Origin of the sequence: Hyphomicrobium sp. (assembly GCF_020852195.1) — a bacterium.
GTDB lineage: Bacteria > Pseudomonadota > Alphaproteobacteria > Rhizobiales > Hyphomicrobiaceae > Hyphomicrobium_C.
Genome location: NZ_JADZBI010000004.1, coordinates 1 through 12,607, shown reverse-complemented (window position 1 = coordinate 12,607; position 12,607 = coordinate 1). Strand labels below are relative to the sequence as shown.

Annotated in this window: 13 protein-coding genes and 1 pseudogene; 6 read left to right on the top strand and 8 right to left on the bottom strand. The window is 63.9% G+C overall.

The annotated features are described in order from the left end of the window. Positions 1 to 394 precede the first annotated feature (394 nt). The 5 genes from IT540_RS00365 to IT540_RS00345 are packed head-to-tail and all read left to right on the top strand — an operon-like array spanning position 395 to position 5,299. Positions 395 to 1,603 (top strand): 3-dehydroquinate synthase, encoded by a 1,209-nt coding sequence (locus IT540_RS00365; RefSeq protein ID WP_291171727.1) that lies wholly within the window; start codon positions 395 to 397, stop codon positions 1,601 to 1,603. After that, complete coding sequence (gene eboE / locus IT540_RS00360; RefSeq protein ID WP_291171724.1) at positions 1,603 to 2,802, top strand: metabolite traffic protein EboE; 1,200 nt, start codon at positions 1,603 to 1,605, stop codon at positions 2,800 to 2,802. The genes IT540_RS00365 and eboE overlap by 1 nt, the downstream gene beginning before the upstream one ends. After that, positions 2,802 to 3,476, top strand: coding sequence for a UbiA family prenyltransferase (locus IT540_RS00355; RefSeq protein ID WP_291171730.1), 675 nt, complete (start codon positions 2,802 to 2,804; stop codon positions 3,474 to 3,476). The genes eboE and IT540_RS00355 overlap by 1 nt, the downstream gene beginning before the upstream one ends. Before the next feature lie 11 nt (positions 3,477 to 3,487). Further along, entirely contained in the window at positions 3,488 to 4,375 is an 888-nt protein-coding gene (locus IT540_RS00350) for an EboA domain-containing protein (RefSeq protein ID WP_291171721.1), read from the top strand. Positions 4,376 to 4,405: 30 nt separating this feature from the next. Then, the gene (locus IT540_RS00345) at positions 4,406 to 5,299 is read left to right on the top strand and encodes a TatD family hydrolase (RefSeq protein ID WP_291171719.1); all 894 of its coding nucleotides are present in this window, start codon (positions 4,406 to 4,408) and stop codon (positions 5,297 to 5,299) included. A gap of 174 nt (positions 5,300 to 5,473) precedes the next feature. On the opposite strand, the gene IT540_RS00340 is transcribed toward IT540_RS00345, so the two are convergent. The 8 genes from IT540_RS00340 to IT540_RS00305 form a co-directional block, all read right to left on the bottom strand. Beyond that, a complete protein-coding gene (locus IT540_RS00340) occupies positions 5,474 to 5,941 on the bottom strand; it encodes a hypothetical protein (RefSeq protein WP_291171716.1) in 468 nt (155 codons plus the stop codon). 267 nt (positions 5,942 to 6,208) lie between these two features. After that, positions 6,209 to 6,379, bottom strand: coding sequence for a hypothetical protein (locus IT540_RS00335; protein ID WP_291171713.1), 171 nt, complete (start codon positions 6,377 to 6,379; stop codon positions 6,209 to 6,211). Positions 6,380 to 6,461: 82 nt separating this feature from the next. Next, positions 6,462 to 6,728: a hypothetical protein gene (locus IT540_RS00330; protein ID WP_291171710.1), complete on the bottom strand. Its 267-nt coding sequence runs from the start codon at positions 6,726 to 6,728 to the stop codon at positions 6,462 to 6,464. Between the two features lie 4 nt (positions 6,729 to 6,732). After that, entirely contained in the window at positions 6,733 to 7,299 is a 567-nt protein-coding gene (locus IT540_RS00325; RefSeq protein WP_291171707.1) for a cytochrome c oxidase subunit 3, read from the bottom strand. Positions 7,300 to 7,307: 8 nt separating this feature from the next. Continuing rightward, positions 7,308 to 9,257 carry a VWA domain-containing protein gene (locus tag IT540_RS00320; protein WP_291171704.1) on the bottom strand — a complete coding sequence of 650 codons (1,950 nt, stop codon included), beginning with the start codon at positions 9,255 to 9,257 and terminating at the stop codon, positions 7,308 to 7,310. 10 nt (positions 9,258 to 9,267) lie between these two features. After that, positions 9,268 to 10,074, bottom strand: coding sequence for a CbbQ/NirQ/NorQ/GpvN family protein (locus tag IT540_RS00315; protein ID WP_291171701.1), 807 nt, complete (start codon positions 10,072 to 10,074; stop codon positions 9,268 to 9,270). A 6-nt stretch (positions 10,075 to 10,080) separates the two neighbouring features. Next, positions 10,081 to 11,457 (bottom strand): cbb3-type cytochrome c oxidase subunit I, encoded by a 1,377-nt coding sequence (locus tag IT540_RS00310; RefSeq protein ID WP_291171698.1) that lies wholly within the window; start codon positions 11,455 to 11,457, stop codon positions 10,081 to 10,083. A gap of 23 nt (positions 11,458 to 11,480) precedes the next feature. Continuing rightward, entirely contained in the window at positions 11,481 to 11,933 is a 453-nt protein-coding gene (locus IT540_RS00305) for a cytochrome c (protein ID WP_291171695.1), read from the bottom strand. Between the two features lie 231 nt (positions 11,934 to 12,164). Here IT540_RS00305 and IT540_RS00300 point away from each other — a divergent pair. Further along, a pseudogene (locus tag IT540_RS00300) lies at positions 12,165 to 12,607 on the top strand (hypothetical protein); the annotation flags it as partial.

The window sequence follows — 12,607 nt, the reverse complement described above, 5'->3', positions numbered from 1 at the left end:
TCACAATACTGAGCGCCGCCTATGGGGCAACTTGTTCATATGCTCAGCACGATCAACAAAATTTGAATATCAGGAAAATAATGGAAATCGGGAAATAGCGTCCTAAAACTATCGGCATTCTTCCTGATATGCATAGGGATTAATGCCCAAACCGATCCTTTTAGGTTGCTGTCACGGGTTTATTCTACTCTAGGACGGCCCGCAGCACCGAGAAATGTGCTGTCACCCAAGTTGCCAGAGCGCTGTAATTGGCGCAGAACTGAGCGAGCTGGACGGCTGCGCAAAGGGTCATCGCCCTGCCGGCGGTCGGGAAACATGCCTTTTATCTCACGGGTGTAATTCCCGCCCGCACTGTCGATCCAGGAAAAACGAAACACGATCTTGGGGAAACGCCGTGTCGTCCGAAATTGCACTTTCTTTGCCGTCATTGGAGGCAAATAACAACGATAGGCTGTTTTCTCAACGCTTTTCTGTTGCCTATGAGTTTTCCGTCGCATTCACCAGAGACGTGTTTTCGCGAGAGAATAAAACGCTTTTCGAGCTGATCACGGAGCATGGCAAGAGCGCGCGAAATCTGATTGCCGTCGTGATCGACGAATCCGTCGTTCGGGAAATGCCAGACATAAAGCGGCGCATCGCAGCCTATGTCGAGGCATGGCCGGAGCTCACGCTTGCGGGTATCGATGCGCTTGTGGGCGGTGAGGCCTCCAAGAACGACCCCGAGCTCGTGCTCGGACTGCAGCGGCGGTTTGTGGAGTATGGACTTGATCGCCATTCCTACGTCGTATGCGTCGGCGGCGGCGCCGTGCTCGATGTCGTCGGCTATGCCGCCGCGACCACGCATCGCGGCATTCGCCATATTCGGGTACCGACAACAGTGCTCGCGCAGAACGACTCGGGCGTCGGCGTGAAGAACGGCATCAACGCATTCGGCATGAAGAACATGCTGGGCACGTTTGTGCCTCCATTCGCGGTCATCAACGATTCGGCTTTTATCGATGTGCTGCCCGGGCGCGATAAGCGCGCCGGCATGGCGGAAGCCGTCAAGGTGGCCCTCATCCGCGACAAGGAATTCTTCGAGTGGCTCGAAGAGAAAGCGGAGGCGCTGGCCATCTTTGCGTCAGAGCCGCTCGACAAGCTGATCAGGCACTGCGCGCTGCTCCATATGCGCCAGATCGCCCACGGCGGCGATCCCTTCGAGCGTGGCAGTGTCCGTCCTTTGGACTTCGGGCATTGGGCCGCGCACAAGCTCGAGGTGCTCTCCGACTACGAGCTGCGCCATGGAGAGGCGGTTGCCATCGGCATTGCGCTCGACACGCGCTATTCGGTGTTGGCCGGACTTCTCCCTGCGGGAGAGGATCTTCGCGTTGCGCGGCTGCTGCGCCGGCTTGGCTTCGAGCTGTGGCATGAGGCGTGCGATCGCCGCGATGAACGCGGCTGCCGGCTCCTACTCAATGGTCTCGAGGAGTTCCGCGAGCATCTTGGCGGCGAGCTCACAATCACATTGCTGAGCGAGGTGGGTGTCGGCATCGAAGTTCACGCCATGGATGCCGGCATGATCGGCGAAGCGCTGGATTGGCTGCGCACAGAGGCGAATGCCTGATGCAGCTCGCGCTTCCCGGCAAACCCCACCTCACGTACTGCACGAACATCCATGAGGGAGAGACGTGGGCGGAGATCGAGTCCGCGCTGCACCGCTACCTGCCCGAGGTGAAAAGGGCCATCTCTCCGGACGCGCCGATGGGTGTCGGATTGCGCCTATCCGCGGTTGCGGCGCGCGAATTATCGCGCCCGAAAGCGCTTACGCGCTTCGCGCAGTTTCTCGACGATGGCGGATTCTACATCTTTACGATCAATGCCTTCCCGTACGGCGGCTTCCATGGCCGGCGGGTGAAGGAGCGTGTCTACGAGCCGGATTGGCGCACACCGGATCGGCTGCGCTTCACCATCGAAGCTGCGAACCTGCTGGCCGCGCTGCTGCCCGAGGGGGTAGCAGGCAGCGTCAGCACAGTTCCCGGCGCATTCCGTGCGAATGCCACCACGCCGGTGGATGTGGCGGCCATCGTCGAGGCGCTGGTCCACGCTGCCGCCGCTCTGCACAGGATCCGCGAAACGTCCGGCAAGACAATCGCGCTTGCGGTCGAACCCGAGCCCGCCTGTCTGCTCGAAACCACAGAGGAGGCAATCCGCTTCCTTCAGGACGAGGTTTTCTCCGCCCGATCCGCCGCGCTTTTCGCAAGCCTCGTTGGAACGACGCCTGCGTGCGCGGAAGATGCCTTGCGCCGCCATGTCGGCCTGTGCTTCGACGTCTGCCACTCGGCCGTCGCCTTCGAGGACACGGCGGTCACGCTCGATGCGGTACGTGCCGCGGGCATCGGCATCGCCAAGCTGCAGCTCAGCTCGGCATTGCGCGCGGAGGGCAGCGCATCCGATTTCGAGCGGTGGCTCTCAAGGTTCGACGATGGCATCTATCTGCACCAGACCGTCGAAAGGCGGGACGGGATTCTGACTCGGCACGTCGATCTCCCGGAGGCCTTCGCCGCTGCCCGACGCGGAGAGGCAGGCGGAGAATGGCGCGTACACTGCCACGTTCCGGTGTTTCTTGCGCACTACGAAGAGTTGGGATCGACGCAGGCCAATCTGCGCGAGGCCCTGGCGCTGTGTCGGGAACGGGAGGTTGCTCAGCATCTCGAGATCGAGACGTACACCTGGGGCGTCCTGCCCCCCGGCGCGCGGACCGGCGATATCGGCTCCGACATCATCCGCGAGCTTCAATGGGTGCGGGCGGAGCTTTCGGCGTGATGACGGCCCTGGCGATCCTGCGGCTGGCCCGCATCTCCAATCTGCCGACCGTGTGGAGCAATGTGCTCGCCGCGTCCGTGCTCGCCGGCGGCATGCCGTTCGCGGATCTTTTGGTTGTTCTGGTCGCGATGTCCGCGCTTTACACGAGCGGCATGATCCTCAACGACGCCTTCGACCGCGAGGTTGATGCGCGACAACGGCCGGAACGCCCGCTGCCATCGGGCCAGATATCCCACTCCACGGCGTGGCTCCTCGGTTTCACGCTTCTTGCCTTCGGCGTCGCATTGCTTGCGATGTTCGGTCTGCAGGCGGCCTTGGCCGCTGTTGCACTCGCGGCCGCCATCGTCGTTTACGACGCGTGGCACAAGGCCAATCCCGCCTCACCCCTGATCATGGGCGCCTGCCGGGCGCTCGTCTATGTCGGCACCGTGCTCGCGGCGGGAGCTGCACTGTCGCCGACTGTACTTGCAGCCGCTTCTGCCCTGTTCCTCTTCGTGGCCGGGCTCACCCAGCTCTCGAAACGGGGATTTCGATACGTGGGCCTATTGATCGCAGCCATCGCGCTGTTCGACGCCGCGGTTGCGGCCGCGTCCTGCGATTTGATCGTGGCCTCGGTTTGCGTTGGACTTTTCATCCTTACCCTCGCTCTGCAGCGCATCGTTTCTGGAACCTGACGGGCATGCCCATGACGGAACGTCATCCAAGCCAAACGGATGTGCAGGAGCTGAGCGCGCTGCTTCGCGGGTGGCTCGCCCATCGCGTCTCGGACGACGCGCGCGCCTGGATCGATCAGCAGGTCGGTGCGATCGCGGGCGGGGAGCGCCCCCTTGCGCTTGGTGTTGCGATCGGGCTCGCGCCGCGCAAGGTCGGCAAGGCGGACCTCGATCTCACGCCGGCCGAGCAGGCGGCGGGCCGCGCACTCCGGCCTGGATTGGACCCGACGGGTTGGAGCGTCGACCAGGCCGCGCGCATCCTGCTCGTGCTTGCGAGCTTCCGCGGCGATGACGTGGCGTTCGCATCCGGCATCGAGCGCTTCTTCGCCACGGCCGAGATCGGCGAGCAGATTGCGCTCCTGCGCGGCTTGCCGATGTTTCCGGCGCCTGAGCGGCTTCTCCCGTATGCAGCCGAAGGCATTCGCTCGGCCATGCAGCCGGTGTTCGAGGCCGTCGCACATCGCAATCCCTATCCGCGGGAATGCTTCAGCGAGGCGCAATGGAATCAGATGGTGGTGAAGACGCTGTTCATTGGCAGTCGCCTGGCGCCGATCCAGGGGCTGGACGCACGCCGCAATGCCGATCTTGCGCGCATGCTACTTGACTACGCCGCCGAGCGGCGCGCCGCCGGCAGGTCGATTTCGCCTGAGCTGTGGCGCTGTGTGGCCCCGTTCGCCGGGGACACCGAAGTCACAACGCTCGCGACGATCCTTCGTGATGGCACGGAAAGCGAACGCAGGGGGGCAGCGCTTGCGCTCGCGGAGTGCCAGCTTGCCTCCGCGAAGGTCGCGCTGGACACCGCGCCCGATCTTGCCTCGGCCGCTCGCGACGGCCGCCTGACCTGGGATTCGGTTGCTTGATCCACGATGCGAACGCATTGGAGACCTTACATGTACATAGACCCTCACGCCCACATGATCTCGCGCACGACAAACGATTACGAGGCGATGGCCAAAGCTGAGGTCGTTGCCGTGATCGAGCCCGCGTTCTGGATAGGGCAGGCCCGCACCAACGTCGGGAGCTATGCCGACTACCTCTCCCACATCCTGGGCTTCGAGCGGTTCCGCGCCGGCCAGTTCGGTGTACGTCACTATTGCTGCATCGGTCTCAACTCGAAGGAGGCGAACAACGAGGCGCTTGCCGAGGCGGTAATGGAGATCCTGCCCGGCTTCGCCACCAAGGAAGGCGTCGTCGCCATCGGCGAGATCGGATACGACGAGCAGACCCCGCTCGAGGACAAATACTTCCGTCTGCAGCTTGACCTCGCGCGCGAGCTCGAGCTTCCGGTCATGATCCACACGCCGCATCGCGACAAGAAGCGTGGCGCCTCTCGTTCCATGGACGTGATCCTCGAGCATAAGCTCGACCCTTCGCGCGTCGTCATCGATCATGTCAACGAGGAGACGATCGCCGAGGTGAAGGACCGCGGGTTCTGGGCGGCCTTCTCGATCTATCCGCACTCGAAGATGACTGCCGAACGTATGGTTGCGCTGGTCAAGACCTACGGTTCTGAGCGTCTCATCGTCGATTCGGCATGCGACTGGGGCGTGTCCGATCCGCTGTCCGTGCCCAAGACCGCGAAGCTGATGGCGGAGCAAGGCCTGTCCGACGACGCCATTCGGCTTGTCACATATGCCAATGCGCTTGCTGTGTACGGCAAGAGCGGGCAGATGGCAGAGTCGGACTGGCTATCCCCGCCGGCGATTGACCAGCGCACTCTGTATCAGGGCAATACGGTTCTCCGCGGCGGCCAGACGCCGAAAGTGGATCATTCCGATCCCTGACGTGTGAGACTGCGGACGACGTCCGAAGCGGGTCACGGAGACATACTCGAGTGTGACGCCCTAACGCACAAGCAGACATCGACCAACACGCCCGGCATGCCGGACTGCTCACGAGGAGGAAGTCCGCTTCTGGGATCGACAAGAATGGCTTCATCCTGGCTCAGCTGGACGCTCTCAGTGGCCGCTGCCGCCGAGATTGGTCTGGCGACATGTGCCACCCAGATTTCGGTAGACATTGCTCCTCATACCTGCCTCGATCGGCAAGATGCCCGGAGAGCCGAGCTTCAACCCGTACAGCACGATACGCGTGGCGCCATCCGATGATGTAATCGTCGGCTTCGCGTCGCCATCTAGTCCATAGGTCCAGATCGGGCGATGGTCGCCATCGAATGTTGTCCGCGCGCCGTCTGCTGAGACAAACGCCCGTTCATAAAATCTGGGGGTCTCACCTTCTGGAAGAACGACATCAAAATAAAAGTATACGGCAGTGCTGCTGTGCATAAAGGCTTGAAACCCACAATCAAGCGAAGGGCGCAGGCTTTCAGATGGCTGTTGCGGTAGCTTCGCAACCTCTTTTGGGGGCGCTGAAAGCTGCCCAACCAAATACACAGTAACGAAACTGACCAAGACAGCGGCAGCCATGCCAGTCAGGATCATCACGGCCCAGCCGGATAGGCGCCTATTCACGAATGATGGTTCCCACTATCGATCCTCCGAAAATCTGAGCAATTCATTTTCCCACGGAAGCCCATCGGACGAAAGAACGAACCAGTCAGTCTGCAACCAATCCTTCAAAACCCCAACGGTGCCAACACGCACAGAGCTGCAGTCTAGGCTGCATGTGCAGCGACACCAGCCGATATACTGCAGTCTTCTGCTTAATCCGTCCCTTGAGCCGCATGCAGAAACTCAACTATCACGAACGCCCTCGTGGATCCGGCGTGCGAGCCACAGGGCCGGAAAGATTCCGAACACCGATCCGATGAGCCCGGCAATCACGAGACCGCGCACGCCGTAGGGCGCCATGGCCGGAACGGCAAGCGCGATGAAGGCGGAATTGATAGCGAACGCCGGACCCATCAGGGCGAAGCAGAATAAGAGCAGGCCGCGGGGTACCGAGCGCTTCTCTGATCTTCCGACTATCTTACCATGGCTCGCCATCTCATCTCCCGAAGCCGAACAGGTACAGCGCGAAGCTAAGCGCCAGAAACAAGCCGATCGCGAGGTCGAAGCTGCGCATCCAGAACCGCGAGCCAGCGAGGCCGAGGTAGCGAGCCAGAATCACCCGCGCCTTGAGACCCGCCAAAACCAGCACGCTGCAAGCAATAAAGGCTCCCCAGCGCTCCACACGGAATGTTGCGATCAGCATGGTCCCGAGGCTCAGAACGATGAGCGCTGCCCAGGCTTCGATGAGATCGCGGGCGGGCATTGCGTCACCTCAAGATGTAGATGATCGGGAACAGCAGCACCCAGACGAGATCGACAAGGTGCCAGAAGGCGACGGCGGCTTCCATGTTGCGCACACTGTCGGCCCAGGAGACGAGCGCAAGAAGGACGACGCCGGCAACCACATGCAGCGCGTGAAAACCGGTGATGAGGTAGTAGAATGTAAAGAAAGGGCTCGTCTCGATGCCGATGCCGAGCGCGGCCTTGCTCGCGTACTCGAACGCTTTCACGATGAGGAACACAACGCCGAGGCTGCCGGCCGCAAAAAGCCAGCGGCGCGCGGTCCTGCGTTTCCCGGCCTCCCGTTCGCGCACCGCAGCGGCGGCGCATAGACCGCTCGTCACGAGCACGAGCGTGTTGATGGCAGCTGCGGTCTGGTCGAGCTGGGCCTGATCGGCGGCGAAGGCTGCCGGATCTGTCGCGCGCACTGCGAGACACGCGATGAGGGCGGCACCGAACACGAGCAGCTCGCTCGCAATCAGCACCCACATCATCAGCTCGCCCGGCAGCTCAGCGAGTAGCTCGGGGCCTTGCCTGATGGGCCGCATATCCATGGTATCACTCATCCGCTGACCAGGTGACGATAGAGATGCGGCAGTGCCGCAACGAGCTTCTCGGGATCGGGGATGACAACGTAGCCGCCTTTGCCGAAGATCCGGCTGAAGGTCGCCTGCGATTTGGTATCGATGGTGGCACCGAACACCGATTGTCCCCGGCGGCGCGCCTCGCGCACGGCCAGGTGAGTGTCCTCGATGCCGTACCGGCCCTCGTAGTGGTCGGTGTCGTTGGGCTTGCCGTCCGTGAGCACGAGCAGGAGGCGGCGCTGGCGGGGGCGCTCGGCCAGCGTGCTCGAGACATGCCTGAGCGCGGCACCGAGCCGGGTGTAGTGCCCGGGCCGGAGCCCCGCGATGCGCGCCTCGACCGCGGGTCCCATCGGCTCGTCGAACCCCTTCAATGTCTGAACGAACACGCGCTCGCGCCGCCGCGACGAGAAGGCGTCGATAGCCGTGTCGTCGCCGCACGCGTCGAGCCCCCAGGCGAACGCGACCAGCGCCTCGCGCGCGATGTCGATGACCTGCCGCCCCGCCACGTAGCTCTCCGTCGAGCGGGAGGCATCGAGCAGAATGGAAACGGCAAGGTCGCGCTCCTGGCTGCGGGTCGCGAGATAGACGCGGTCCGAATGCTCGCCCGTGGTCACGAGATCGACGCGCGCCTCGACCGCGGCCGCAATGTCGATGTCGTGCCCCTCGATCTGCCGCGTGAGCTGCACGCGCTTCGGCCGCAGCGTCTCGAACTGGCGCCGCACGCTGCGGATCCGGCGCTGCGCACGCGCGCTGTCGGGCGTCTCGGAGACCTCCGGCGCCGGCTCCGCCTTGCCGGCCAGCACGCGGCAATAGTCCGGCAGGTAGGCCTTGGTGCGGTGATCCCACTCCGGGTAGACGTGGACGCCCGCGAGCCGCTCGAACTCGGCCTCCTGCGGCGAGAGATCGAGATGCAGCCTGAGGCGCGTGCGGGCACGCTGCGGCACCTGCGCGAGACTGATCTCGTCCTGGTCGTCGGCTGCCTTCTTGGCGTTGTCCTCGTCGTCGTCATCAATCCGGCGGTTGATGTTCAAAAGCTCCGCCCACGAGAGGATGGCCTCAAACTTGTGCAGGATGAGACTGTCCTTGCGCACCGCCTGGTCCGACGGCTTGCGCGACGCCTTGAACGTGCCCGGCTCCGCGTCCGGCGGTGTCTCGGCCTCGCCGTGCGGCGTCTCCTCGCGCGCGGGCTTGGTCCGGCCGACGAGTGGGAGCAGGTCCGGCCATAGCAGCACCGGCAGAAACGGCCGGTAGCCGCGCGGCGCCGAGAACGCCGAAAGGTCGTCCACCTGGCCGCGGACTGCCGCCGAGACGGCGGCCGCGAGATCGTCACGGGGCGGCGCGGCGCCGAGCAGGTGAAGGATGGCCGCCTCGACCGCGGCCTCGGCCCATGGCAGACGTCGCTCCGGGCGCCGCTCCCGCGTCTCGAGGGCGAGTGCGGAGTACGTGCGGCGCAGACCCGGACACTCGGCGAGCGTGTCGCGCGTCATCCTCTGCGCCGCCTGTAGCGCGCGGATGTCAGCCCTCAGGGGATCACGCTCAGCCTCCGGCCGCTGCGCGAACACGGCGGCCGCCGCGAGCCAGAGGTAGAGGGCGACGTTCGCCTCCCGCTCGGGAAACGCCGCGATGCGCTGCGGGAGCCGCAGAGTCTCGCCGTCGAAGCTCGGCTCCGCGAGACGCTCGGCGCTCTGGCCGAGCGCGCGCCGCCACGACAGCCGGTGCGGCGAGGCCTCGGGCGTCGCCGCCTTGATCTCGACGTCGCGCGCACCGCCGAGCCCGCGAAAGAGAACGCCGAGGCGCCCGCGCGTCTCGTCAAGCGTTGCCGCCGCCTCCTCGAAGGCCCCCGGCTGATCGAGCGTAGTGACGATGGAATGCCACAGCTTCCCGACGCTCTCTTCGGGCTCCCAAGGCTCGAACTCGACCGTGGCCATGCGGACACGCTTACCCGTAGACCGTCGCGACGAGATCGCGGAGTCCCTGCTTGATGTCAGCATCGTCGCTGAGCGGCTCGATCAGCGCCACCTCAACGGCGCGCGCGATGGGCATGCCGCCCTGGATCAGGCTCGCGCAGTAGACGACGAGCCGTGTCGAAACGCCCTCCTCCAGGTCCTGACCTTTCAAGGCGCGCAGCTTGCCGGCGAGCCGGACCAGGGGCGCGACGCGCTCCTTCGCGAGCCCGGTCTCGCTCACGACGATCTCAACCTCGCGCTCGGGCGCCGGAAAATCGAAGTCGAGGGCGAGAAAACGCTGGCGTGTGGACGGCTTCAGCGTCTTCAGGATGTTCTGATATCCGGGGTTATAGGAAGCGACGAGCATGAACTGCGGACCGGCCTCCAGCACCTCGCCCGTGCGCTCGATGGGCAGCATGCGCCGGTCGTCGGTCAAGGGATGCAGCACGACGGCCACGTCCTTGCGCGCCTCGACCACCTCGTCGAGGTAACAGATCGCGCCCTCGCGCACCGCGCGCGTCAGCGGCCCGTCGACCCAATCGGTCTCGCCGCCCTTGAGCAGGAACCGCCCGATCAGGTCGGCCGCCGAGAGGTCGTCATGGCAGGCCACCGTGTATAGCGGCCGTCCGAGATACGCCGCCATGTACGCCACGAACCGCGTTTTCCCGCATCCCGTCGGCCCTTTAAGCAGGAGCGGCATCCGGTTGCGGTACGCGGCCTCGAAGATCGCACATTCGTCGCCCTGCGGGAGGTAGAAGGGGACCGGGGCCCCCTCCGTCGCGCGTTGAACGGCTTGCATGAAGGCTTACTCCGCGGGCGTGAGCTGCTGCTGAACCGGCCCCGGCGTGATGACCTCGCGGCGGGGCAGCAGGATGGCGATGACGAACAGGATGGCACCCAGCACCACCGCAACGCCCGCGCCGAAGCGCATGTAGTGGAACAGCATGATCTGGTCCTGCACGTCCATGTAGTACTGCCCCATGACACGCTGGAGATGCGTCTGGATGGTGCCCGCGAAGGTGAGGACGAACGTCATGAACGCCATGCCCCCCGCCATCAGCCAGAAGCTCGCCATGTTGAGCACCTGGTTGTAGGGATCGCGGTTCCGGAGCATCGGGAACGCATAGGTGAAGATGGCGAGATTGAGCGACACGTAGGCGCCGAAGAATGCGAGATGCCCGTGCGCGGCCGTGATCTGCGTGCCGTGTGTGTAGAAGTTGATGCCGTGCAGCGTGTGCAGGAAGCCCCACACGCCGGCCCCGAAAAACGCGAGCGTCGTGCAGCCGAGCGACCACAAGAGCGCCGCCCTGTTCGGATGCTCGCGCCGCCCCTTCCAGACCATGACGAAGCTGAACACCATCATCAGGAAGAAGGGCACCACCTCCAGCGACGAGAAGATCGAGCCGATCCACTGCCAGTAGCCCGGCGTGCCGATCCAGTAGTAGTGGTGACCGGTGCCGAGGATGCCCGAGAACAGCGCCGTGCCGACGATGACGTAGAGCCACTTCTCGACGATCTCTCGGTCTACGCCCGTGAGCTTCAGCATCAGGTAGGCGAGGATCGAGGCCATGATCAGCTCCCACACGCCCTCGACCCAGAGATGCACGACGTACCACCAGTACATCTTGTCGAGGCTGAGATTGTGCGGGTTGTAGAAGGCGAACAGGAACAGGAGCGCCAGGCCCCAGAGCCCGATCAGCAACACGCTGGTGATGGCCGTCTTCTTGCCGGCGAGCACGGTCATCGACACGTTGTAGAGGAACATCAGTGCCGCCACGACGATGCCGATCTTGACCCACAGCGGCTGCTCCAGGAACTCGCGGCCGTCCTTGCCGAGCAGGATGTTGCCGTGGAACAAATCGAAGATGTAGGTGACGACGGCGCCGAGCGTGCCGACCAGCAGGATCGCGAGCTGCCAGTAGGCGATCTTCCGCGAATGGATCTCGCGCTCCGCCTCCTCGGGGATGATGAAGTACGCGGCGCCGAAGAAGCCGATCAGCAGCCACACGATCAGCGCGTTGGTGTGCAGCATGCGCACGATATTGAACGGCAGAAGCTCTGACAGGGTGTTCGGAGAGATATAGATCCACCCCGCCAGCAACCCGCCCGAGACCTGCACGATAAACAGCGCTAGCGCCGTGACGAAGTAGGCGTAGGCGATCTTCTGAGACTGATATTTCATCGCATGTTCTCCGTGCGTCCGCGTCAGCCGGAATCCTTCGGGGGCCAGCCCTGGGTGTCGGTCTTGTCAGCCCAGATCAGGAAATCGGTAAGGGCTCGGATGTCCTCGTCCGGGAGGTGAAAGCGCGGCATCTGCCGCCGCCCCGGAACTCCGGTGGGCTGGGCTTCCATCCAGCCCTTCAGCGCCTGAAACGCGTCCTCGGGAGAGTCGAGCACGCCCCACCGCGTCATGACATTTCCGACCTCGGGCGCGAAATAGGCGCCCTCGCCGTGCAGCGTGTGGCAGTTGATGCAGGCGTTCATCTCCCACACGCGCTTGCCGCGCGCGACGCTGTCCGTCAGCGGCATCCCCGCGGTCGACTCGGTGACGATGTGGTAGTGGCTGTGGGCCGTCAGCCCGACGAAAATCAGAATGAAGAACAGCGACCCGCCATAGAAAATGTTCCGGGCCATGGCTTTCGTCATGACTTCGCGCATTGAGTGCCTCCCGCCGACGGTCATGGAGGCCGAACTGTGGCGCGAAGCGGCAGAGCGTCTCTTGACGAAAGGCAAGCGTCGGGGCGATTTCCGGCTCGCCGTCGTCGCTGCGAGGGCAGACAAATCGGGGGCAGATCAGAGCTGATGTCGATCAAGTGCGCGGGCCGAATGCCTTGCTAATGATCTATCGGGGCAACCGCTTTTTGCGCGGTCTAACGGGACATCCAGGACATGCACGCTGCGCTTCACTCCAGGCTCGACCTCCGTCCGCATGGCCAGCTTCGGGTCGGCGTGGTTGCCGATAAACTCGGTTCGATCGCAGCGGTAGCTGTTCTTTGTGCGATAGCCGTCACAGTCGTCCTCCCGCAGGCGCCTGCGCGCGACGAGGACGCGAGCGCGGCGGGCGGGGCGCGTGCCTCATTGGAGCGCGCAAGCACCAATGGCCGCGAGACGCTTGTCGCCGGTTATGTGGCGCAACCCGCCTACAACCGCAGCGACCTTCACATGACGCGGTCTGACGGCACCGACATCACGCTCAAGGCACTCGGTTGGGATGGCGATGCCCTACGGTTCCCGATTGACGGCGGCGTGCGCGTTGTCACGGGATCGCAATCATTCGCATTCATGGTCGATTTCCTGCACAACAAGGCAGTCTCCCGCCTCGGCAGGGGAGC